Raw genomic sequence first — 23,649 nt, 5'->3', positions numbered from 1 at the left:
TTCTATTATTTTAAATGAAATACACACAATGAACAAAGATTCGACTTTCTCTATTTGGTTTAGTACGGCTCGCCCTAAAACTTTACCCTTAGCCTTAGCTTCTATTATTATCGGCTCTGCGTTAGCGCATTGGGCAGGGAAGTTTAACGTGATTACAACACTTCTCGCTTTTTTAACCACGATTTTATTACAGATCTTATCTAATTTTGCCAACGACTATGGCGATCACGTAAAAGGCTCTGATACACAGGAACGCATTGGACCACTCCGAGCCATTCAACACGGTGCAATCACTGGTGAGCAGTTGAAAAAAGCAGTCATTTTGCTCAGTGTTTTATCCTTTATTTCGGGGGCGACCCTCAGTTTTTATGCTTATGAAGGCATACAAGATTTATTGGTCTTTTTAGGCTTAGGTATCATTTCGATTGTTGCCGCCATTACTTATACTGTTGGCAAAAAAGCCTATGGTTACTTAGGATTAGGTGATCTATTTGTGCTGATTTTCTTTGGTTTTGTCGCGGTTATCGGCGTATTTTACCTGCAAGCGCATAGCTTACCTTGGCTTATTTTTATTCCGGCATTTGGTTGCGGTTTACTATCTGTTGCCGTTTTAAATATCAATAACTTACGTGATATAAATCAAGACAGACAAGCTGGCAAAAATACCTTAATTGTGCGTATTGGCTCAAAAAACGGGCGAATTTATCACGCCTTATTATTGATACTAGCGGTCGTTTCTTATCTGATTTTTGCCATTTCTGAATTTCAACATTGGTATAGCTATCTCTTTTTACTTGCTGTGCCACTTTTGTTTAAACACGGACGCTTTGTATATCTACATCAAGATCCTATCGAACTCCGCCCAATTTTAGGGCAAATGGCAGGGTTAGCATTGCTGACGAATTTGTTATTTAGTTTAGGGATTGTGTTGGGGTAACCCAAAGAGTATAAAAAGAAAAGCCTACCAGTACTGTGAACTGATAGGCTTTTATTGTAACTGTTGTTTATTTAGTCAGTTAATTTTGTACCGTATAAATAGGTGTAACCAAACGGACTTTGTTTATAGTCTTGAACACGTTTACTTGTCGGCGCAAAGTTAATTGAGTGTGCAACGTTAATCCATGGTGCTTGCTCACGTAATAATACTTGCGCTTGCTCATAAAGTTTCGTACGTTCCGCTTTATCGGATAAACCAATCGCTTTATCTAATAAAGCATCTAACTCTGGGTTATTGAAACGAGCATAGTTGCTGTTACCAATGTTGCTTGAACCGAATAATGGCGATAAGAAGTTATCCGGATCACCATTGTCGCCAGACCAACCATAAGTCCCTGCAGTTAATTCACCTGCTTTAGTACGTTTAATATAGTCGCCCCATTCATAGGTTACTAATTTTGCTTTCACGCCAATTTTTGCCCAGTCTGCTTGGATAATTTCAGACATACGGCGAGGGTTCGGGTTAGAAGCACGAACAACCGGTTGAACCCATAATTCTGTTTCAAAACCGTTTGGATAGCCAGCCTCTGCTAACAACTGTTTTGCTTTCTCAATGTTATATTCTGAATCCGGCAAGCTGTTGTTATAGCCCCAAATTGTTGGCGGTAGAGGGTTTTTCGCGGCTACACCTGCACCTTGATATACGATATCAATGATCGCTTTTTTATCTACGGCAAGATTTAACGCTTGGCGAACTTTCACATTATCGAAAGGCGCTTTTTCAGTATTAAAGGCAACATAAGCAATGTTTAAACCTGGATTTGAAAGTAAATTCACTTTCGGATCGGTTTTCATTTTCTCAATATCTGTTGCATTTGGGAAATCGATTAAATCACATTGCCCCGCTTGTAATTTCGCATAGCGAGTTGTTGCATCCGGCACGATTTCAAAGATCAAGCGGTCGAAATCTGCTTTACCGTTCCAATAATCTTTATGCGCAACATAACGGCTTGCTTGATCTAACACATAGCCTGTAAACGCAAATGGACCTGTACCGATAGGCGTGCTATCAATCGTTTCCGGTTTACCAGCTTTTAACATCGCATCGGCATATTCAGCAGAGTAGATTGACGTAAAATCCATACCTAAACTTGAAAGGAAAGTTGCATCTTTCTTGTTAAGGGTAAATTTCACGGTATTTTCATCAACTTTTTCGACCGATTTTAATAAAGCAGGGAATTTCATTGCTTTAAAGTACGGATAGGTTGCTTTTGATACGTTGTGATATGGGTGATTTGGATCTAACTGACGATTAAATGAAAAGACCACATCATCCGCATTTAAATCACGTGTTGGCGTAAATTCTTTATTTGAGTGGAATTTAACCCCTTTACGTAAATGGAAAGTATAAGTTAAACCATCTTCAGAAATGTCCCAACTTTCAGCTAAAGCCGGCTCGATTTCGGTTGAACCACGTTTGAATTCCACTAAACGGTTATAAACTTGTTGTGAACTCGCATTATATGAAATACCGTCCATTGCTAAAGCTGGGCTAAAGTATTGTGGCGAACGGCTTACGCAGTTTACAAATGTTTTTTCCACAGCGGGTTTTGCTGCAGTTTTGTTTTCTGTATTTTTATCATCGCAAGCGGTTAAAGCAAAAGCCGCCACTAAGCCTGCTGCAACGGCAGTTAATTTATTTAATTTCATAAGAACCTCAAATAAAGGGAAAATTTAACGAGAGATTACCTTTTATTAACATTTGAGTAAAGAATAAAAGGTATGCACTTATAACCAAAAGATATAAAAAATAGCATTATACATCGCATGTACAGCCACTTTTCTTACCTATATTTATAACATTCTTATTCTCTATCCGTTTTCATCCTCTATACAATACTTAATAGGGATATTCACTTAGTTAACCGCTTGCAGATCAAAGCATTTATCGAGTATAAACGAACTCTACGCCTTCTTCATCTTCTTCAGACCAATCATCATCAAAATCGTCCCAATCATCTTCTTCAATTGGATTTTGCATAGCTTGCTGATGATAATCATCCCATTTGAATTTCACTTCTTCCGCTTCTTTATTTTCTTCTTCAAGCTCACGAGGGTTTGCTTCAATAAAGTCCATAATATCACGGGTTAGCTGTTGGACATTTTGACCTGTTGCAGCAGAAATAAGGTAGTAATCGCCTTCCCAGCCAATTTGCTCTGCAATCTCTTTAGCACGTTTTTCCGCTTCTTCTTCGCCGATAGTATCAATTTTATTGAAAACTAACCAAGTCGGTTTTTCTGAAAGTTTTTCGCTATATTGGTACAGTTCGCTTTCAATTACCGAAATATTATGTGCCGGATCGCTTTCATCGATAGGCATAATATCCACTAAATGGATCAACACTCGGCAGCGTTCTAAGTGTTTTAAGAAACGAATACCTAAACCAGCACCTTCCGCCGCACCTTCAATAAGTCCTGGAATATCTGCTACCACAAAGCTACGATCTGCACCAACACGTGCCACACCTAAACTTGGCACTAAGGTGGTAAACGGATAGTCTGCTACTTTCGGTTTTGCTGCAGAAACACTACGGATAAAGGTTGATTTTCCAGCATTTGGTAAACCTAGCATCCCCACATCAGCAAGTAACATTAATTCGAGTAACAAATCACGTTTTTCGCCCGGTGTGCCGTTGGTTTTTTGACGTGGCGCACGATTTACCGATGATTTGAAACGAGTATTACCTAAGCCGTGATAGCCACCTTTTGCCACTAGCATTTTCATACCGTGCTTGGTTAAATCGCCAATCACTTCTTGGGTATCGTTATCAATTGCACGGGTTCCAACCGGTACACGTAAAGTAATGTCATTACCACGATGTCCGGTACAACCTGCACTACGTCCATTCTCACCACGCCCTGCGGCATAGCGCTTCTCAAAACGGTAGTCGATTAAGGTATTTAGGTTTTCATCGGCAATTAAGTAAACATCGCCACCATCGCCACCATCACCACCGTCCGGTCCACCTTTCGGGATATATTTTTCACGGCGGAAGCTCACGCAACCATTACCGCCATCACCTGCTTCGACACGAATCAGGGCTTCATCAATAAATTTCATTTTGCTCCTCTCGGACGCACGTTGTGCGTCCCTACAATAAATTTTGAATAATGTAACCGATAGGGACGCACAGCGTGCGTCCGCAAAATTATTACATTTTCTCTACGGTTTTAATTCCTAAGAGATCTAAACCTTGTTTTAGCGTTTTCGCTGTTAATGCGGCTAAACGTAAACGGCTATTTTTTACCGCTTCTTCTGCATTTAGAATTGGGCATGCTTCATAGAAGCTTGAGAATGTGCCGGCTAACTCATATAAGTATTGGCAAAGAATATGCGGCATTCCTTCTTTTGCTACACCGTTCAACGCTTCTTCAAATTGTAGCAATTTGACCGCTAATGCACGCTCTTTATCTTCAGTTAAAAGAATATTGCCTGTGAGATTATTAGCATCAATACCGGCACGCGCAAAAATCGAACGGATACGAGTGTAGGCATATTGCATATAAGGCGCTGTATTACCTTCAAAAGTGAGCATATTATCCCAATCGAACACATAGTCCGTGGTACGGTTTTTGCTAAGATCTGAATACTTCACAGAACCAATTGCCACAGCCTCAACCACTGCTGCTTTTTCTTCAGCAGTTAAATCTGTTGAGCGAGCTGAAATAAGTTTATCTGCACGTTCTACTGCTTCATCAAGAAGATCTTTTAATTTAACTGTGCCACCTGAACGGGTTTTAAACGGCTTGCCATCTTTGCCTAACATCATACCGAAGAACGGGTGTTCAAGACTGAATGAATCCGGCACATAGCCTGCTTTACGGGTAATTAACCACGCTTGTTGCATATGTTGTGCTTGGCGAGAATCGGAGAAAACTAATGCGCGATCCGCTTTTAATGTTTCATAACGGTATTTTGCCGCTGCAACATCCGTTGTTGTGTAAAGGAAACCGCCATCTTTCTTCTGAACAATAACCCCCATTGGGTCGCCATCTTTATTTTTGAATTCTTCTAAGAAAACAACTAATGCCCCTTCATCTTCAACGGCAAGCCCTTTTGCCTTGAGATCGGCAACAATTTCAGGCAACATTGGGTTGTAAAGGCTTTCGCCCATCACGTCTTTTTCCGTTAGCGTGACATTCAAGCGGTCATAATTTTCTTGGTTATGGCGCATCGTAATATCCACCAGCTTTTTCCACATCGTACGACAATATTCATCGCCACTTTGTAGCTTAACCACGTAGTTACGCGCTTTTTCAGCAAAGGCTTCATCACTGTCGTAGTGTTCTTTTGCCGCACGATAGAACGCTTCTAAATCGCTTAATTCCATTTGGCTAGCGTGTTCATTTTCCATTTTTTCAAGATAAGCAATCAGCATACCGAATTGTGTTCCCCAGTCGCCAACGTGATTTGCACGAATGACGTTATTCCCTAAGAACTCAAGTGTACGCACAACCGCATCACCGATAATGGTAGAACGCAAATGTCCTACGTGCATTTCTTTTGCCACATTTGGCGAAGAGTAATCCACCACAATCGTTTGTGGATTTGCAGTTTGAATACCAAAATTAACCGCTTGCAATGCTTGATTTGCATTCTCCGCTAACCACGCTTTATTTAAGAAAATATTGATAAAGCCCGGACCGGCAATTTCTAATTTATCAACAATCCCGTCTAAATTCGCATTATCTAAAATTTTCTGAGCAAACTCACGTGGGTTCATGCCTAATTTTTTTGCTGCCCCCATAGCACCGTTTGCTTGATAATCGCCAAATTCAGGCTTGCCTGATTGACGAACAAGCGGTTCAACATTTGAATCCGCGCCTGCACTTATCATTGCTTGCTTGATTTTTTCCGATAAAATATGCTGAATATTCACTTTTAATAACCTATCAATTCTGTTTACAAAAAAATGGACAAAATTATATCAGAAACTGCAAATTTTTTCGAGGAAATGACCGCTTGTTTTGGCGATTTATCGCAATTTGAGCAAAATATTTTACAAATAGCCCAATTAGCCAAAATTGATTTAGCTAAATTAGAGATTGATCATGTTGCAATACGAATGAATGGCATTGAAAAAGCTGAAAAATGGCGAACACTTTTGTTAAGAAATGCAAAGTTACTTAAAGAAAGTAAAGTAAACGGTCGTCCCATTGGGCTTTTTTTATTGCCTTATTCATTAAATTTATGTGGCCAGCTTGTTCCCATTTTAGAGCTTCCTTTTCCGAAAGGAAAAAACTACCCCAAAGAAGGCTGGGAACACGTTGAAGCTGTATTTCCAATGCTAGAAACGGAAAATACCGCACAATGGATTACACGAACGTTAGCGACATTTAGCTTAACGGAACATCCAGACTTAGCACTAAAAATAAGTCAGCCTGAAGTGGAAGGGGAACGTTTGCCCAATCCAACTATTGCAATAACTGTCAAGAATGCAACTTTTTGCAATCATTCTTGTCTTAAGTTACACCCTTATGGTATAAATGACGTTATCCGTTCAGAAAGTGATTTCTGAATTTTCTTTATTGGAGTAAAATATGAAAAAATTTGGATTAGCTGCAGCTTTATTATCTAGCTTTGTGATGGTTGGCTGTGCCAATACAGATATTTATAGCGGTAGTGTTTATTCTAGCGATCAAGCTAAGGAAGCACGCTCAATTAGCTACGGTACTATTGTATCGGTACGTGATGTTAAAATTCAAGCAGATAACCAAGGCATAATCGGTACCGTTGGTGGTGGCGTGCTAGGTGGTTTAGCTGGTTCAACAATTGGCGGTGGTAGTGGTCAGGCGGTAGCAAGTGCAGTAGGAGCAATTGCTGGTGCTATGATTGGTAGCACAGTTGAAGAAAAAGCGAGTCAAGTTTCTTCTTTAGAAATGGTGATTCGTAAAGATGATGGCAAAGAAATCGTCGTCGTTCAGAAGAAAGAAGATGGTTTTGTTGCCGGTAAACGTGTAAGAATCGTTGGTTCTAATGCAGATTTAAACGTTTCTTTACTTTAAACTCTCGTTCTTTTAAGGATACATAATGAAAAAATTTTCTCTCGCTCTATTAGTAAGCATGGTTTTAGCGGCTTGTACTGCCGAAGTTTATTCAGATAAAGGTAATGCCACTGTATTAAGTAGCAAAGATTTATCAAAAGATGTTGTTGAATTAACAGTTCAAAAAGACAATGGTGAAATTGTTACTATGACTCGTCAATACGATGCTCATGCAGCTGTTGGTGCTCGTGTGAATGTAACTGATAATTACGAACATAAAGACGCAGATTTAAAAACAATTACGCGTTACGAGTTTAAATAATCCACGTTAAATAATCTAAATAATCCGGTTAAATCATTAACCGGATTATTTTTTATGTCATTATAGCCATTTTTACTCTATAAAAAAATCTTACCTTTTTTCATTCCGAACACATTCCCAACCAAAAAGCCAATTAACCCTATCACTAATGCAGGTACAATTGCATGAAAACCGAAAATGCTGATTTTAAAAGTAGCAATAATCACATAACTCACTAATCCGCAAATCATTGAGCAAATTGCACCGCTTGCATTAGCTTTTTCCCAGTAAAGTCCTAACACAATAACCCATAAGAACGTTGCCTCAAGCCCACCAAAGGAAAGCATATTTAGCCAAATCAACATATCTGGTGGGTTAAATGATGCAAATACCAATAAAATCGTAAAGCTCAATGTAATGACCGTTGAAAGCCATTGTATCTGTTTTTCGTTTTTCGCTGCACTTGGTTTAAAAGAGAGATATAAATCTTTAATTAAAGTTGAAGATGACTGAATAAGTAATGAGTCAATGGAAGACATAATTGCTGCCATTGGCGCTGCAAGAAAAATACCGGCTGCTAATGGTGGGAGTACTTGCACCATCAAAGTGGGAATAACTTGATCCGGAATTTTTAAATCAGGAATAACCGCTCGCCCAATAGCTCCGGTTAAGTGCATACCTAAAGATAAAACAGACACAGCAAGTGTGCCAATAACCAATCCTTTATGTAATGAAGCACTATCTTTATATGCCATTCCTCTAACCGCTAATTGAGGTAAGCCAATTAAACCAAAGCATACCAACACCCAGAAAGAGGTCATAAAAGTAAAATCTAGTGGTCTTTCATCAATGCCGTATGGCTCAAGAAGCTGCGGATTGATGCTTTGAATAGTGTTCATCGCATTCTCTACACCACCTGCGGCATAAAGGACGCCACCAAATAAAAAGGCTGTGCCGATAATCATCACTAGTCCTTGAATGGTATCAGTCATCACAACTGCACGGAAACCACCAATAAAGGTATAAATACCAACCGTACAGGCAAAAATGATGACTGCCATACGATAATCAAGCCCTAATGTCGTTTCTAATAAACGCCCTGCACCAATAAATTGCACCGTCATCATCGCAAAGAAAGAAAGCAACAAAGCAACGCTTGAGATCCAAACAACAAATTTATTTTGATAACGTGAAAGCAGTAAATCGTTGATCGTTACCGCTTTATATTTACGGGCTAATAACGCAAATTTTTTACCTAAAACACCAAGAGCTAATAACACCGCCGGCACTTGGATCATTGCGAGTAATACCCAGCCCAAACCATATTTATAAGCCGCACCTGGACCGCCAATAAAGGAACTTGCGCCAAGATAAGTCGCTGCTGTCGTCATTGCCAACACAAAGCCAGACATTGAGCGGCTACCAATATAGTATTCAGATAAAAAGCTACTTCCGGCTCGTTGGCGGTAAGCATAATAAGCTACCCCAAAGACAAAAAGCAGATAGGTAATAAGCGGAATTAACATTTCTTTATTTGTCATCTTGCTCTGCCTCCAAATCCATTTCTTGGTAAACAGTTTTGATCACAACATATACTGCCAGAGTGAAGACAAGCGGTAAAAATAAACAAGAAAGTTCAAACCAAATAGGAAAGCCTAATATCCCGGCTTTAACAGGGAAAAAATACCCAAAGAAAATCCAACAAGCTAAATAAGCTAAAGAAAGCCCGATTGCCCAGCGTGCTTCTCGAATCAGTTGTTTTTGCATAAAAGTTCCTTTAAAAAAGCCTCACAATCGTGAGGCTCCTGTTAGTTAATATTGCCAATTTTCTGGATCAATACCTAATTCTCGCATCTGTTGTTTTGCTTCTTCCGGAATTTCATCACTACGCTCTTTCATCAAATCTTCATCCGTTGGGAGCGGTTGTCCGGTAAAAGCGTGTAAGAATGCTTCACAAAGTAATTCGCTGTTTGTTGCGTGCCGTAAATTCTTAATTTGACGGCGAGTACGTTCATTCGTCAGGATTTCTAACACTTTAATTGGAATCGAAACGGTAATTTTCTTTACCTGTTCGCTTTTTTTTCCGTGTTCTGCATAAGGGCTGATATATTCGCCGTTCCAATTTGCCATTACTCATTACTCCTATAAAAAGTGATGTTATTGTAATCAAATCTGAACTATATCGCAATCTAGACGTCTAGATTTCTATCTTAATTTTTATTGGTGTTTTTTCTATCATCAGCTAAAATGCTCAAAAATCATTTTTATGAGATTAAAGAATGAAATTAAAATATATTGCATTACTTAGTAGCGTGCTCATTATCAGCGCGTGTTCTTCCTCAATTGATCCCTCAACGGGCGAGCGTAAAGATCCACTAGAAGGTTTTAACCGCGCTATGTGGAAAGTAAACTACGAATACTTAGATCCTTATGTCGTAAAACCTGTTGCCAAAGGTTGGCGTGATTACGTACCAAGCCCCATCAAAACAGGTTTAGTCAATGTTGCCAATAACCTTGATGAACCGGCAAGTTTTGTAAACCGTTTACTCGAAGGTGAAGGTAAAAAAGCAATGATCCACTTTAACCGCTTCTGGATCAATACGGTCTTTGGCTTGGGTGGTTTAATTGACTGGGCAAGCTTAACGCCTGATTTAAAACAAGAAGGTTCTCGTGAATTTGGAGATACGATGGGCAAATACGGCGTAGGAAGTGGTGCTTATATTATGGTTCCAGGCTATGGTGCAACGACACCTCGTCAAGCAATAGGACGTGTTGTTGATAATGCCTACCCAACACTATCTCTTTTAACGACACCGTGGTCAATTACCAAGTTTGCGGTACAAGGTGTTGATACACGTGCAAGATTGCTCGATCAAGATGCATTATTGCAACGCTCTTCTGATTCGTATGTTACTTTCCGCGAAGCCTATTTCCAAAACTTAGACTTTAAAGTTAAAGATGGCAAAGTTGAAGATACTAACGATGGTAAAGAGACCTTATCGGAAGAAGAATTAAAGAATATTGACTAGCTATCATATATAGAGGGGGAAGCCTCCCCCCTATTATTTCCTATAATTTAGCTTTTCAACCATTGCAAAATTCTAACTAAATTTTACCGCTTGTTAAACCTCTAAATACCATTGCGCAAATGCAAGATATTCAGTTAGTTCAGGATATTGCTTCAACCATTTATGCCACTGAATTTTATTAACCTCAATATGTACAATGCGATCGCCAAATTCATTAAACTTTTCCGATTTCAGGCAATTTTGCTGTTTAAATAATGTGTAAATTGCACCAGCGGTTGGCGGAAGAAGTACGGTTTCAGCAATCATTTCATTGCGTAAACGCTCACGGATTGCCTCATACAGTAAATCTATTCCCTCTCCCGTGTGTGCAGAAAGATAAACGGCTGTCACTCGTCCTTCTTCATTTCGTTCAATAAAAGGCGCTATGCCTTCTAATCGATCTACTTTGTTGAAAACTAAAATACTCGGGATTTCTAATGCGCCAATTTCATCAAGCACTTGATTGACAGCAGTAATGTTCTCGTTTTTGCGATCATCAGAAACATCAATCACGTGGAGCAATAAACTTGCTTCTATCGTTTCTTGTAATGTTGCTTTGAAGGCGGAAACTAAATCATGCGGCAAGAAGCGAATAAAACCCACGGTATCCGCTAAAATCGTTGTACCAACATCTTGGATCTGCATTTTTCGCAATGTTGGATCGAGGGTTGCAAAAAGTTGATCTGCTGCATAAACACCGGCTTGGGTTATCGCATTAAAAAGTGTGGATTTTCCTGCATTGGTATATCCCACCAAAGAAACTGTTGGAATATCTGCTTTTTGGCGTGTTTTACGATTTTGCTCACGCTGTTTACTCACTTTTGCCAAACGGTTTTGGAGCTGTTGAATGCGCACTTTAATTAAACGGCGATCCGTTTCTAACTGGGTTTCACCCGGTCCACGTAACCCAACTGCACCACCTTTTTGCTGATCTTGATTGCCTAAACGGCGTACTAAACGGGTTGAAAGGTGTTTAAGTTGGGCAAGTTCAACCTGTAATTTCCCTTCGTGGCTTCTCGCTCGTTGAGCAAAAATATCTAAAATCAGCCCCGTGCGATCCACAACTCGGCACTGACAAAGAGATTGTAAATTTCGGGTTTGGGAAGGGCTAAGTTCATGATTAACCAAAACTACCGTTGCGTTTAAATCTTCAACCGCTTGTTTGATTTCTTCTGCTTTGCCTTGCCCAACAAAATATTTAATATGCGGAGCAGCGCGTGTGGTGGTAAGGGTTGAGAGAATTTCAACACCGGCTGATTCCGCTAATGTTTTAAATTCTGCTAAATTTTCAACATCTTTATGTGAAGAGAAAAATAAGTGAACTAAAATTGCGCGATCTTGATCATGAGAATGTTCAATAACATCCCCATCTTCAGAAGACACAAAGCCAAGCGACTGACTTTCGTCATCACTTGGCTGTAACATTGGAATGGAAGTTTGCGTAGTAATAGTGATTATTCCGCGACTTTTTCTGCAACAACATCTGATTGTTGAGCTGCTTGCTGATGACCATTACCATTATGGTTAGAATGAGAAATCGCACGTGCAGGTACAACCGTTGAAATTGCGTGTTTATAAACCATTTGACTCACTGTATTTTTCAATAAAATCACAAATTGGTCGAATGATTCGATTTGACCTTGTAATTTAATACCGTTCACTAAATAAATAGAAACGGGAATACGCTCACGGCGGAGTGCATTTAAATATGGGTCTTGTAAAGATTGACCTTTTGCCATTTTTTCTTTCCTTTTGTTATTGTTATATAGAGATTTCTGAATCATTTTTGTGTTAAAAGCAGTTAAATTCTACCATAAATAACACATTACCTCATCTGATCTGTAATAGATATGATAAGGACTTTACTAAAATTGTCTAGTAAATTATTAGACATTTTCTTCATAAGGAATAACGATGAAATTCAAATTTGTTTTTTCAACATTTATTTTTAGCATGATAAGTGCTTGCTCATCTCCAACAAAATCAATGGCTTCTGCTGAAAATAATGCATTTTCTCCCCGCAATCTCATTATTTTCTATGACACACAAATTGGAGCAAAACCATTATATGAAGCTATCAAACAATATCACGCAGAGCTTATTTATGATTACCAAACACTCAAAGGGGTTGCAATCCGCGTCCCAAATAATAAAACGATTGAAGAAGCCACAACTTATTTTGAAAAGGTAAGTGGCGTACTTGCCGTTAATCCAGATCAAATAATCTCTTTAGATTGAGACTTAGTCACGTCATCTAAGGCTTTTTCTTTTATTAGCTCTTGTAATTGAGGTAAGAGCTGTACAATTAAACGCAATTGTTGCACAAGAATAAGACTTAGCTCATCGCATTTATCTTGATGAGAAAGTTCAAATTGCGCTAAATCTTCATCAATTGACGTAAGTTCAGTCGTCAATTTTGCCATAGAACGTTTGCCTGTTGCCATTTGCTCAATGAGCAGTGCGACTTCTCTAGCATGCGAGAAAAAGAGTGCTGAAAAATCCACTTGCTGATTTAATATTGGGCTTGCCATACGATAAGCACCCAAGGCAGAAATATATCCTAATAACGTGTAATTCATACCCAATAAATTCGGTGCAATCTCTAATAGCGATTTATATTTCTTCGGTTCACTATACATACTTGAAATTGCCGAATTGAGTGTTGAAAGATTGTTATGCACCTCATGTCGAGCCAAACGATATGGCAGTTGATCGTTATAGCCAAATTGTAATTGAGCAATAATATGACGTAAATAAACGCTACTTGCGATCAGTGTATTTTTGAGATTGGTATAAATGTTCAAATACTTCCAATCCGGAAAAATAAAGGATACAGCAAACCACGCTAATGAAGTCCCTAATAAGGTATCTATAATACGAGGTAAAATACCTTCCTCTGCGCCAATACCTGTAATATCCAGGCTAATTAACACCAATAATGTAATGTAAAAAGTGGAATAGCCATAATGACGAAAGCGGAAAAAGGTATAAAGCGTTGCTGTTAAAACAATCAATCCTAATTCAGCTTCTAATTTTGCGGTAAGATAATACTCTCTCAGTAACATACCAACGAATACGCCGAGAATCGTCCCAACAACACGCTGAATCAAACGTTTTTTGGTTGCGGTATAGTTCGGCTGGCAAACAAAAATCGCGGTTAATAAAATCCAATAACCTTTACTATCTAACTGAAGTATTGGCACTAACAGCCCACAAATGCCTACCACAACCGAAAGTCGAATAGCGTGGCGAAAGAGTTGGGAAGACAACGTGCAGTGATTACGGATTGCTTGCCACATATTTCTTAAGCCAGACACATTTTCAGCCGTAAGGCGATAGGATAAGCGGTAAGATTTTGCAAAATCATTACCAATTTCTACCGCTTGTGTTTCCATTCCATCTTGTTCAATTTGGCTTAATTGCCGTTCAATATTACGTAAATTTTCCGCAATAGATTGCCAACGATAAGCATTTTTCAAGCCTTGTTCTTGATGATAATTTAATGAGTTCAATAAGCCCTGCATAGCTTTCTCACCACGAGGACTATGTTGATAATGCTCAGCATAACGCAAGGCGGTGGCGATTTGTCGGCATGCCTGTGCTTGTAATTCTAACACTCGCTGAAAACGAAACATCAGATCACTTTGATGCAACTGCTGAAATAGTTCTTGATAACGATAATGACTGGAACTCGCACGCTCCAAAATATCTTGCGCCGTAAAATAATAACGAAGCATCTTTTGTGTCCGAGTTTGTCGATTATAACGTTGCAAGCGATAAAATAATGAAACTCGGGTTTGAACAAAAGCCTGCATCACTGCACTATTTGCTTGTGCAAGCGCTTTCTGTTTGCTAGCTAAATCATCATCGTCCGGATCAAAAAATGCTGATTTAGCTAATAAATACGCACTAATTGCCTCATAAGATTTAGCCAAATTCTCTTGAACTGTTCGATTCGGAAAGAGTAAATGAATAAGCATACCGACTATACCGTAAAGCGAAGCTCCGGCTAAAATCATCAGCATATTGTGATACCAAGGGATATCTGGTATGTAAGTTAAAGAAGCATAAACCGAGACCACCAATGTCCCAAATGCAATGGTACTATATCGCTGCCCAATTGCGCCCAACATAACCAAAACAAAGGTACTGAACATTGCAAGCGGTATAAAAAGCCAACCAAAATGCAAAGAGAGGGTTGCTCCTAATGATGAGACTGCAAAAGCAATCAAGGTAATGACTAAATTCTTAAAACGCCCCGATAAACTATTGTCTAAATCAACTAAACCACCGGCAATAATCCCTAAAATTAATGGCATAGCATGTTCAGAAATATTAAGTAACCAAATCGCAACGGCGGCGATATTCGTTGTAATAAAAATGGGTAAAGTATTAATGACATTAGCTGTTAGCCAATGAGCAGATAATTTCTTAATTTGCGTTCTCATAGCATTTATTCATTTGTTTTTATCTATCGGATTTTACGCTAATCTTTTTATCAGACAAGGGGCAAAAAACCTTTTGTTATCCATAGAAAAAATCCTCGCTCAGAAATATGATCTAGATCTAATAATCTTCACTTTCCCTCTAGCTTCATTTGACATTAAATTTATTCTAAATTTAAAATCCGAAAGCCTTTCGCAAACGTTTGCGAAAGATAAAAAGGTGAAACAAAAAATAACCATTGTTTCGTATATACTCCATTTTATAGAGGTCATTAAAAATGGTGAATTTGATCGTTGCCACTCACGGAAAATTTTCTGAAGAGCTGGTTAATTCGGCAAAGATGGTCTATGGCGAGGTAGATAACCTTCATGTCGTAACCTTCTTACCCGGTGAAGGACAAGATAATCTGGTTGAGAAGTATGAAGCTATTATTGCCGGCTTTGAAACTGACACGCCGGTACTATTCTTAGTCGATTTATTTGGAGGCAGTCCATACAACGCTGCTGCACGTGTTGTGGCTAAACGCCCTCAAGATGACATTGTAACAGGTGTAAACTTGCCAATGTTATTAGAGGTGATGGATGCATCAGCAGATGAAGATAACGCTTCTGACTTAGCCGCCATTGCGAAAGAAGTGGGTAACTTAAGTGTAAAAACTTTCCATGCAAAAGAGGAAGAGGCTCCTAAAGCAGCACCGGCTAAAACAGAAGAGGAAGAAGAAGCGCCAGCAGAAGATTTATCAAAATATGATCCAAACGGGCGAATGAATGTTTCCTTGTTACGTATTGATGATCGTTTAATCCATGGTCAAGTCGCAACTTCTTGGGCGAAAGCGGTGAAATGCGAAGCAATTTTTGCAGTAAACGATGATGTAGCAAATGATGATCTGCGCCGTGAATTACTTCTCCAAATTGTACCACCAGGTTTAAAAGGCTATGTGATTCCTGTTGAAAAAGCGATTAAGGTTTACCACAACCCGAAATACGTGGGTAAAAATATTTTATGGCTTGTAACTAAACCTGCCGATGCACTCCGCTTATTAGAAGCCGGCGTAAAATTCGACAAAATCAACGTAGGCGGTATGACATATAAAGACGGCAACCAAATGCTTTCAGATGCGGTTACCGTAAGTAAAGCTGATGTTGAAGCATTTAAAGCATTGCTTGATAAAGGCATTGAGCTAACCATGCAAAAAGTGGCAACAAACCCGAAAGTGGAAGTTACCAAAGCAAAATTAGATGCACTTAAATTCTAAAGCATAGTTCTAAGGATTAAATATGACAACGATTGAAATTATTTTAGTGACACTTGTCGCTGCAATCTGTGGTATGGGTTCTGTACTTGATGAACGCCAAACACACCGTCCACTTGTAGCTTGTACCTTAATTGGCTGGGTACTAGGCGATTTACAAACCGGTATCATCGTAGGTGGTACACTAGAGATGCTCGCGTTAGGCTGGATGAACGTGGGTGCAGCAATGGCACCAGATGCGGCTTTAGCGTCTGTTATTGCGGCAATTTTAGTGATTAAAGGCGGTCAAGATAAAGGTACTGCGATTGCAATTGCAATTCCTGTTGCTGCAGCGGGTCAAGTCTTAACCATCTTCGTACGCACCTTAACCATTTTCTTACAACACAAAGCCGATAAATTTGCGGAACAAGCAAACTTCCGAGGTATCGAATTCTGCCACTTTGCAGGTCTTTCTCTACAAGCATTACGTGTAGCAATTCCAACTTTCTTCGTAGCGCTTGTTGCAGGTACAGATACAGTAACTGAAGCATTAAATGCAATTCCTGAAGTTGTGACTCGTGGTTTACAAATCGCTGGTGGCTTCATTGTGGTTGTAGGTTATGCGATGGTTATCAATATGATGCGTGCAGGTGCATTAATGCCATTCTTCTTCATTGGCTTTGTAATTGCCTCATTCTCGAACTACAACTTAGTAGGTTTAGGTTTCTTAGGTGCATGTTTAGCGATGATTTACATCCAATTAAACCCACAATTTAACCAATCAGCCGCTGCACCTCGTGCAACAAAAAAATTAGCAGATAACGAATTAGAAGGTCTATAAGGCTAGAAGGAACATATTATGTCTGAGAAAAAACAATTAACTGCAGCCGATATTCGTGCAACATACTGGCGTTCAACATTCTTATTAGGTTCATTTAACTTCGAACGTATGCAATCTATGGGGTTCTGCGTTTCTATGATCCCAACGATTAAACGCCTTTACACTAAAAAAGAAGATCAAGCTTCTGCATTAAAACGTCACTTAGAATTCTTCAATACTCAACCATGGGTTGGTTCTGCCATTATGGGCGTAACTGCTGCGATGGAACAAGAACGTGCAAATGGTGCAGATATTGATGATGCAGCAATTAGTGGGGTAAAAGTTGGTCTAATGGGGCCTCTTGCCGGTGTGGGTGACCCAATCTTCTGGGGAACATTACGTCCGGTATTAGCTGCATTAGGTGCAGGTTTAGCGATTAGCGGTAGCTTATTAGGTCCACTTCTTTTCTTTATCGGTATTAACTTATGCCGTGCATTAACCCGTTGGTATGGCTTCAAATACGGTTACGAAAAAGGAACTGAAATCGTAAGTGATATGGGCGGTGGTCGTTTACAAAAACTCACGCAGGGGGCGTCTATTCTCGGCCTCTTTGTTATGGGCTCGCTTGTTTCGAAATGGACAAGTATTAACATTCCACTTGAGCTTTCTCGCTATACTAACCAAGCAGGTCAAGAAGTGGTTACCACAGTACAAAGCGTGTTAAATGACTTATTACCAGGCTTAGCTGCATTATTGCTCACCTTCTTATGTATGTGGTTACTCCGCAGAAAAGTGAACGCAATGTATATTATCTTTGCCCTCTTTGGTGTGGGGATTTTAGGTTATCACTTTGGTGTGTTAGCATAGTACTGATAAGCGGACACTCGCGTTGTGTCCCTACAAAATAAATGGTAGGGACACCACGCTGGTGTCCGCTAAGCGGTCTAATTTCAAGGAAATTTTGCAAATGAACTTCAAACAAGCACTCAAAGCACCTGAACAGCAATACATTAAAAATAGCTCAATGTTGGTCACCGGTTTATTTATCATCGCTGGTGTGCTGTATTACCCAACCAATGGATACGGCTCAGTTATCGCACTTGCTTTAGCCATCTTTGTGCTTATGGGACAAAAACTCTTGATTTCTCAAACCAAGAAATATTTTGCCGAAATGTATGCTGCCAAACAGCAATTTGTGGAAACACAAAATCCAGACTATCTAGAATTTATCCGTTTACGTGGAACACAGATGCTGGCAGATAACAAAGTATTATCAGACAAAGCAAAGCAAGAAATTCAGACTCTACTTAAATTTGTCAGCGAACAACAAAGTCAATCGTAATTTTTTATAAAAAATAGACCGCTTACTCTCTTATTTTAAACGTTCCTGTAAATAGCGTTCATAATCAGGGATTTCAATTTCTACGGGCTGTTGTAATAATGCCGTATGTAATAAGAAATCTGCCGAGGATTGATTGATCGCAACCGGTATATTCCATACCGTTGCAATTCGCATTAATGCTTTCACATCTGGATCGTGCGGAGCTGCATTCATTGGATCCCAAAAGAAAATCAGCATATCTATTTTCTTTTCAGCGATGAGTCCACCTAATTGTTGATCTCCCCCCATTGGACCACTAAGTAATGCCTTAATCTCTAATCCTGTTTCTTTTGCAAGTAAATTTCCTGTTGTACCTGTTGCATAAAGTTGATGAGGACTTAAAGCCTCACAATGCTTTTTCGTCCAAGCGACTAAGCTTTGTTTACAACTATCGTGTGCCACTAAGGCAATATGTTTACGTACGGGAATCGTTCTGGTTGTTCTATACATTTTTCTTTCTTTTAAAATAATTCATTTAAGACGATAGCAATACCATCTTCATTATTCGATAACGTAACTCGTTTTGCTACACGTTTAATTTCATCTGGTGCATTTCCCATGGCAACGCTTAATCCTGCATACTCAAGCATATCTAAATCGTTAAAGTTATCGCCAAAAGCAATCACTTCTTCGCCTTTTACAGCCAAAATACTTTCCATAAAACGAATTGCATTCGCTTTCGTTGCACTTTTATGCATAATTTCTAAATATTCTGGTAAGGAGCGATGAATCGAAAGTTGCGGAAATTGGACTTTAAGTTTAGTTTCTAACGCCAAAATTTCACTTGCTTCGCCCATAATTAATACTTTATTAGCTTGAATAAGTTCATCTGGCTTTTTCACGGATTTTAATTGGGTAATGCGTTCTTCACGCTGTACTGAAGGGAGGTTAGGATCGTTACTGTACCACTCACTTTGAACATAGTGGTTAATCCCCATATGTTGATAATCTTTCAGCACCTCATCTAAAGCAATTTGATCCGCTTTTTCAATCACCACATTATAGAGCGGTTCTAGATCTGCATTTAAAATTAATGCACCACTAAAGCAGATAATCGCACTTTTATTGCCTAATTGATCCATATAAGGGGTAATGGCAAGAGGTGGTCTTGCTGAAACAGGTATAAATGGAAGCCCTTTTGCTAAAACATTTTTAATTGCTAATTCTGTTTTAGGCGAAATTTTGTGATCGCTCGTAATCAATGTGCCATCAATATCGCTAAAAATGGCTTTGTAGTGAGTTTGCATAATACTCTCCTATTAACATACTTTAGTGTGATGATATGCCATTTTTCAATACGGTTTCAATAAAAAAAGCGGCTTAATTTCTAAGCCGCCCTTCATATAAACAAATAATTATTCTTTTGCTTTTTCAGGTCTATGGAATAAGGTAAAGGCAATAAAACCGAAACCTAAGAAGCAAGATGCGATTAAGGCATAGAAGCCACCGTCCCAACCATAAACGTCCACTAATTTACCCATTACCCAACCTGCACTTGCAGAACCAAGTAAGTAACCGAATAAACCAGTTAAACCTGTTGCTGTACCTGTTGCAACGCGTGGCACTAAATCTGCCGCTTGTAAACCGATCATCATTACTGGGCCGTAGATTAAGAAACCAATCGCTACTAAGCAGATGTTATCAACTAATGGGTTACCTGCTGGGTTTTTCCAGTAAACCACGATAGCAATTAATACACCCACTAGGAATAATAACATTGGCGGTGCACGGTGACCTTTGAAAACTTTATCGCTTAAGTAACCGCTTGCAAGCATACCGAAAATACCTGCGTATTCATAAAGGAAGTACGCCCAACTTTGTTTATCCACAGTAAAGTGTTTTACTTCTTTTAGGTAGGTTGGCGCCCAATCGATAATTCCATAACGGATGAAGTAAACAAACACGTTCGCAATTGCAATCGCCCATAGGAATTTATTGTTAATGATGTATTTGTAGAAAATATCTTTAGAAGAAAGGGTGTGTGCTGATTCCACTTTTTCTAATACTTTCTCTCCACGCCATTCATCTACCGGCGGTAAACCTTGTGATTCAGGTGTATCACGCATCAAATAGAACATAATAAAGGCTAATATAATTGCAATTAATGCCGGTAAATAGAAAAGCGATTGCCAAGCACCAAATAAAGATAAACCTAAAATTGCCAATGGACCAATTAATCCGCCACCAATATTATGAGAGACGTTCCACCAACTCCACCAAGCTCCACGCTCTGATTTAGAAAACCAGTTTGTCATCGTTTTTGCACCCGGTGGATAGCCCATACCTTGGAACCAACCATTTAACCCAGCAAGAATAATCATAAGTGGAATTGAAGAAAGCACACCCGGTACTAAACCGAAAATCAAGCTGATGATTGCAGAACCTAATAGACCAATAGTAATAAAATACTTAGGGTTTGAGCGATCTGAGACATTTCCCATAATGAATTTACTAAATCCATACGCTAAAGACAATGCAACACCCACAGTCCCTAGATCAGCTTTAGTAAAGCCATATTCATCAATTAAATAAGGAATCGCAAGTGAAAAATTCTTACGAATAAGATAATAAGCGGCATACCCAATGAAAACCCCAGCAAAAACTTGCCAACGTAATTTACGGTATTCTGCATCTGTACGAGAACTGTCAATTCTCGCAACAGGGGCAGATGCTTTTAAAAATGAAAACATATAAGCTCCTTTAAAATTTAATTAAAATTCATTTTTAACATCATATATGCGATTTATTATCAATTGGAGCAAATATATTGAACAACTATCTTTTGTAAATTTTATGATCTAAATCTAAGTTTTAAATATTAAATGCCTATAAAAACAACAACTTAGTTACGCAAACGGTTACGCAAATTCACATAATGAACAATAAATTTTCATTTTTAGTATGATATTTATCCTTCATTCATTTGTTAAAAATAAGTAAAATTATTTAATTTTTACAAAATCTTCAAAAAATCCAACCGCTTTTCTTGATGTTTGCATTGACTAACAAAGGGGAATAGCTAAAATCAGATTATTTCTCGATTAGCATATAAAGGACAACATTAATGAACCTATACAACATCAAACATCCTGAAGAACAAGTGAATTTTGCCCAAGGCGTTCGCCAAGGGTTAGGTAAAGATCAGGGCTTATTTTTCCCTGAAGTGTTACCTAAATTTGACGATATTGACGCTTTATTAGCATTACCGCTGGTTGAGCGTAGCCAAAAGATTTTATCGGCATTGATTGGCGATGAATTACCGCAAGAAACCTTAAATGCAATGGTAAAAAATGCCTTTACCTTCCCTGCTCCGTTAGCGAAAGTGAATGATGATATTTATGCGTTAGAGTTATTCCACGGACCAACATTGGCGTTTAAAGACTTTGGTGGTCGCTTTATGGCACAGGCATTAAGTGCGGTGCGTGGTGATGGCAAAATTACCATTTTAACAGCGACATCAGGCGACACAGGTGCGGCGGTAGCTCACGCTTTCTATGGTTTGGAAAACATCAATGTGGTAATCCTTTATCCGAAAGGTAAAATCAGCCCGCTACAAGAAAAATTATTCTGCACCTTAGGTGGCAACATTCGTACCGTGGCGATTGAATCAGACTTTGATGCTTGCCAAGCGTTAGTGAAACAAGCCTTTGACGATGCGGAACTTCGCCAAGCTATCGGCTTAAATTCAGCGAACTCTATCAATATCAGCCGTTTACTCGCTCAAGTATGCTACTACTTTGAAGCGGTGGCTCAGTTACCAAAAGAGAAACGTAGCGATGTGGTAGTTTCTGTACCAAGCGGTAACTTCGGTAACTTAACTGCAGGCTTAATTGCCAAAACCTTAGGTTTACCGATTAAACGTTTTATTGCATCAACCAATGCGAACGATACTGTGCCACGTTATCTTAAATCAGGTAAATGGGAGCCAAATGCAACGGTTGCAACATTATCAAATGCAATGGACGTTAGCCGCCCGAACAACTGGCCTCGCGTTGAAGAGCTATTTAAACGTAACGGTTGGAGCTTGAATGAATTAGGTTCAGATGCCTTAAATGATGCAGAAACCGAAGAAGCATTAAAAGCACAATATGCGGAAGGCTATTTATGTGAACCGCACGGGGCAATTGCTTACCAAGTGTTGAAAGATCAGCTACAAGTCGGCGAAACAGGTATTTTCCTTTGCACCGCACACCCTGCGAAATTCAAAGAGAGCGTAGAGCGTATTTTAGACATTGAACTGCCATTGCCTGAAGCCTTAGACAAACATAACAGAATGGAGCTGTTGTCGGACACAATGGCGGCAGATTTTGCAACTTTACGTGCATATCTACTGAAATAGTCATAAAAAAACAGAGGGACGAGAAATCGTCCCTTTCCTTTCTACCTAAATAGCATCCTATTGATGTAACACCATCTCAAATTTAAGAAAATTTGCAAAAAAATCACAAAAACCGACCGCTTACAGGCTATAATAGCCATATTTTTTAGAATGATTTTAGGAAAAAGACAATGACAGCGAAATTTAATGTTAAAACTTTCCAAGGTATGATTTTAGCCCTGCAAGATTACTGGGCAAACCAAGGTTGTACTGTGGTTCAACCATTCGATATGGAAGTGGGTGCGGGTACATCTCACCCGATGACCTGTTTGCGCGCGCTTGGCCCTGAGCCGATGGCGTTTGCTTACGTTCAGCCTTCACGCCGTCCGACTGACGGTCGCTATGGCGAAAACCCGAACCGTTTACAACACTACTATCAATTCCAAGTGGTAATCAAACCTTCGCCAGACAACATTCAAGAACTCTATTTAGACAGCCTAAAAATGTTAGGTTTCGACCCAACGCAAAACGACATTCGTTTTGTGGAAGATAACTGGGAAAACCCAACGTTAGGGGCGTGGGGCTTAGGTTGGGAAGTGTGGCTAAACGGTATGGAAGTCACCCAATTCACTTACTTCCAACAAGTGGGCGGTTTAGAGTGTAAACCGGTAACGGGCGAGATCACTTACGGCTTAGAGCGTTTAGCAATGTACATTCAAGGCGTGGATAGCGTGTACGATCTTGTTTGGTCGGACGGTCCGCTTGGCAAAACCACCTACGGCGATGTATTCCACCAAAATGAAGTGGAACAATCGACTTACAACTTTGAATATGCAAATACCGATTTCTTATTCTACTGTTTCGATCAATACGAAAAAGAAGCACAAGAGTTATTAGCATTAGAAAAACCGTTACCATTGCCTGCTTACGAGCGTATCTTAAAAGCAGCCCACAGCTTTAACTTACTTGACGCACGCAAAGCGATCTCTGTGACCGAACGCCAACGCTACATTTTACGCATTCGTACCTTAACCAAAGGCGTGGCAGAAGCGTACTATGCAAGTCGTGAAGCGTTAGGGTTCCCAGGTTGTAAAAAATAAGGA

The 23,649-nt window shown here is 39.3% G+C and carries 24 protein-coding genes; 12 read left to right on the top strand and 12 right to left on the bottom strand.

Annotation, left to right across the window (positions count from 1 at the left end; all coding sequences use genetic code 11):
- The first annotated feature begins 28 nt into the window (after positions 1-28).
- Positions 29-937, top strand: a complete 909-nt coding sequence (locus AM305_RS04695) for a 1,4-dihydroxy-2-naphthoate polyprenyltransferase (protein WP_005823542.1) — start codon at positions 29-31, stop codon at positions 935-937.
- A gap of 71 nt (positions 938-1,008) precedes the next feature.
- Here AM305_RS04695 and AM305_RS04690 read toward each other — a convergent pair whose 3' ends face one another.
- The 3 genes from AM305_RS04690 to argS form a co-directional block, all read right to left on the bottom strand.
- Positions 1,009-2,646, bottom strand: coding sequence for an ABC transporter substrate-binding protein (locus AM305_RS04690; protein ID WP_005823541.1), 1,638 nt, complete (start codon positions 2,644-2,646; stop codon positions 1,009-1,011).
- A gap of 235 nt (positions 2,647-2,881) precedes the next feature.
- Positions 2,882-4,057 carry an Obg family GTPase CgtA gene (gene cgtA / locus AM305_RS04685; RefSeq protein WP_005823540.1) on the bottom strand — a complete coding sequence of 392 codons (1,176 nt, stop codon included), beginning with the start codon at positions 4,055-4,057 and terminating at the stop codon, positions 2,882-2,884.
- A gap of 91 nt (positions 4,058-4,148) precedes the next feature.
- Positions 4,149-5,876: an arginine--tRNA ligase gene (gene argS, locus AM305_RS04680; RefSeq protein WP_005823539.1), complete on the bottom strand. Its 1,728-nt coding sequence runs from the start codon at positions 5,874-5,876 to the stop codon at positions 4,149-4,151.
- A 33-nt stretch (positions 5,877-5,909) separates the two neighbouring features.
- Here argS and AM305_RS04675 point away from each other — a divergent pair, with 33 nt between their 5' ends.
- From AM305_RS04675 to AM305_RS04665, 3 genes are read left to right on the top strand one after another with little or no spacing between them, the layout of a single operon-like run.
- Positions 5,910-6,515, top strand: a complete 606-nt coding sequence (locus AM305_RS04675; protein WP_035293942.1) for a VOC family protein — start codon at positions 5,910-5,912, stop codon at positions 6,513-6,515.
- A 22-nt stretch (positions 6,516-6,537) separates the two neighbouring features.
- The gene (locus AM305_RS04670; RefSeq protein ID WP_005823534.1) at positions 6,538-7,002 is read left to right on the top strand and encodes an outer membrane lipoprotein; all 465 of its coding nucleotides are present in this window, start codon (positions 6,538-6,540) and stop codon (positions 7,000-7,002) included.
- Between the two features lie 25 nt (positions 7,003-7,027).
- Entirely contained in the window at positions 7,028-7,303 is a 276-nt protein-coding gene (locus tag AM305_RS04665; RefSeq protein ID WP_005823533.1) for a hypothetical protein, read from the top strand.
- 77 nt (positions 7,304-7,380) lie between these two features.
- Here the strand turns inward: AM305_RS04665 and panF are convergent, their stop codons facing one another.
- From panF to metJ, 3 genes are read right to left on the bottom strand one after another with little or no spacing between them, the layout of a single operon-like run.
- Positions 7,381-8,823, bottom strand: a complete 1,443-nt coding sequence (gene panF / locus AM305_RS04660) for a sodium/pantothenate symporter (protein WP_005823532.1) — start codon at positions 8,821-8,823, stop codon at positions 7,381-7,383.
- A complete protein-coding gene (locus tag AM305_RS04655; protein WP_005823531.1) occupies positions 8,813-9,049 on the bottom strand; it encodes a YhdT family protein in 237 nt (78 codons plus the stop codon). Before AM305_RS04655 ends, panF begins: the two co-directional genes overlap by 11 nt.
- 45 nt (positions 9,050-9,094) lie before the next feature.
- Positions 9,095-9,412, bottom strand: coding sequence for a met regulon transcriptional regulator MetJ (metJ, locus tag AM305_RS04650; RefSeq protein WP_005817935.1), 318 nt, complete (start codon positions 9,410-9,412; stop codon positions 9,095-9,097).
- 149 nt (positions 9,413-9,561) lie between these two features.
- On the opposite strand from metJ, the gene AM305_RS04645 reads away from it, so the two are divergent.
- Positions 9,562-10,311 (top strand): MlaA family lipoprotein, encoded by a 750-nt coding sequence (locus tag AM305_RS04645; RefSeq protein WP_005823530.1) that lies wholly within the window; start codon positions 9,562-9,564, stop codon positions 10,309-10,311.
- A gap of 93 nt (positions 10,312-10,404) precedes the next feature.
- On the opposite strand, the gene hflX is transcribed toward AM305_RS04645, so the two are convergent.
- The gene (gene hflX, locus AM305_RS04640) at positions 10,405-11,775 is read right to left on the bottom strand and encodes a ribosome rescue GTPase HflX (RefSeq protein WP_005823529.1); all 1,371 of its coding nucleotides are present in this window, start codon (positions 11,773-11,775) and stop codon (positions 10,405-10,407) included.
- 29 nt (positions 11,776-11,804) lie between these two features.
- On the bottom strand, positions 11,805-12,089 hold the full coding sequence (gene hfq / locus AM305_RS04635; protein WP_005817966.1) for an RNA chaperone Hfq: 285 nt from the start codon (positions 12,087-12,089) through the stop codon (positions 11,805-11,807).
- Positions 12,090-12,264: 175 nt separating this feature from the next.
- On the opposite strand from hfq, the gene AM305_RS04630 reads away from it, so the two are divergent.
- A complete protein-coding gene (locus AM305_RS04630) occupies positions 12,265-12,588 on the top strand; it encodes a S8 family serine peptidase (RefSeq protein ID WP_005823527.1) in 324 nt (107 codons plus the stop codon).
- On the opposite strand, the gene yccS is transcribed toward AM305_RS04630, so the two are convergent.
- Complete coding sequence (gene yccS / locus AM305_RS04625; protein WP_005823525.1) at positions 12,567-14,798, bottom strand: YccS family putative transporter; 2,232 nt, start codon at positions 14,796-14,798, stop codon at positions 12,567-12,569. The genes AM305_RS04630 and yccS overlap by 22 nt on opposite strands.
- Before the next feature lie 275 nt (positions 14,799-15,073).
- On the opposite strand from yccS, the gene AM305_RS04620 reads away from it, so the two are divergent.
- The 4 genes from AM305_RS04620 (at position 15,074) to AM305_RS04605 (ending at position 18,189) form a co-directional block, all read left to right on the top strand.
- Entirely contained in the window at positions 15,074-16,051 is a 978-nt protein-coding gene (locus AM305_RS04620) for a mannose/fructose/sorbose PTS transporter subunit IIA (RefSeq protein WP_005823523.1), read from the top strand.
- 22 nt (positions 16,052-16,073) lie between these two features.
- Positions 16,074-16,868, top strand: coding sequence for a PTS mannose/fructose/sorbose transporter subunit IIC (locus AM305_RS04615; RefSeq protein WP_005817952.1), 795 nt, complete (start codon positions 16,074-16,076; stop codon positions 16,866-16,868).
- Positions 16,869-16,886: 18 nt separating this feature from the next.
- Positions 16,887-17,714, top strand: a complete 828-nt coding sequence (gene manZ / locus AM305_RS04610; RefSeq protein WP_005823521.1) for a PTS mannose transporter subunit IID — start codon at positions 16,887-16,889, stop codon at positions 17,712-17,714.
- 100 nt (positions 17,715-17,814) lie between these two features.
- On the top strand, positions 17,815-18,189 hold the full coding sequence (locus AM305_RS04605) for a hypothetical protein (RefSeq protein ID WP_005823519.1): 375 nt from the start codon (positions 17,815-17,817) through the stop codon (positions 18,187-18,189).
- Positions 18,190-18,219: 30 nt separating this feature from the next.
- Here the strand turns inward: AM305_RS04605 and mgsA are convergent, their stop codons facing one another.
- The 3 genes from mgsA to pgtP all read right to left on the bottom strand — a co-directional run bounded on the left by mgsA (position 18,220) and on the right by pgtP (position 20,918).
- Positions 18,220-18,678 (bottom strand): methylglyoxal synthase, encoded by a 459-nt coding sequence (gene mgsA, locus AM305_RS04600; RefSeq protein ID WP_005823518.1) that lies wholly within the window; start codon positions 18,676-18,678, stop codon positions 18,220-18,222.
- An 11-nt stretch (positions 18,679-18,689) separates the two neighbouring features.
- Entirely contained in the window at positions 18,690-19,475 is a 786-nt protein-coding gene (locus tag AM305_RS04595) for a Cof-type HAD-IIB family hydrolase (protein WP_005823517.1), read from the bottom strand.
- A 108-nt stretch (positions 19,476-19,583) separates the two neighbouring features.
- Positions 19,584-20,918: a phosphoglycerate transporter protein PgtP gene (pgtP, locus tag AM305_RS04590; protein WP_005823516.1), complete on the bottom strand. Its 1,335-nt coding sequence runs from the start codon at positions 20,916-20,918 to the stop codon at positions 19,584-19,586.
- A gap of 374 nt (positions 20,919-21,292) precedes the next feature.
- On the opposite strand from pgtP, the gene thrC reads away from it, so the two are divergent.
- Both thrC and glyQ read left to right on the top strand, forming a co-directional pair.
- Positions 21,293-22,567 carry a threonine synthase gene (gene thrC / locus AM305_RS04585; RefSeq protein WP_005823515.1) on the top strand — a complete coding sequence of 425 codons (1,275 nt, stop codon included), beginning with the start codon at positions 21,293-21,295 and terminating at the stop codon, positions 22,565-22,567.
- A gap of 170 nt (positions 22,568-22,737) precedes the next feature.
- Positions 22,738-23,646: a glycine--tRNA ligase subunit alpha gene (glyQ, locus tag AM305_RS04580; protein WP_005823514.1), complete on the top strand. Its 909-nt coding sequence runs from the start codon at positions 22,738-22,740 to the stop codon at positions 23,644-23,646.
- Positions 23,647-23,649 lie beyond the last annotated feature (3 nt).

Origin of the sequence: Actinobacillus minor NM305, assembly GCF_000175195.1 — a bacterium.
Lineage (GTDB): Bacteria > Pseudomonadota > Gammaproteobacteria > Enterobacterales > Pasteurellaceae > Haemophilus_A > Haemophilus_A minor.
The sequence above is the reverse complement of the archived record's forward strand: the minus strand, read 5'-3'. Positions and strand labels throughout refer to the sequence as shown.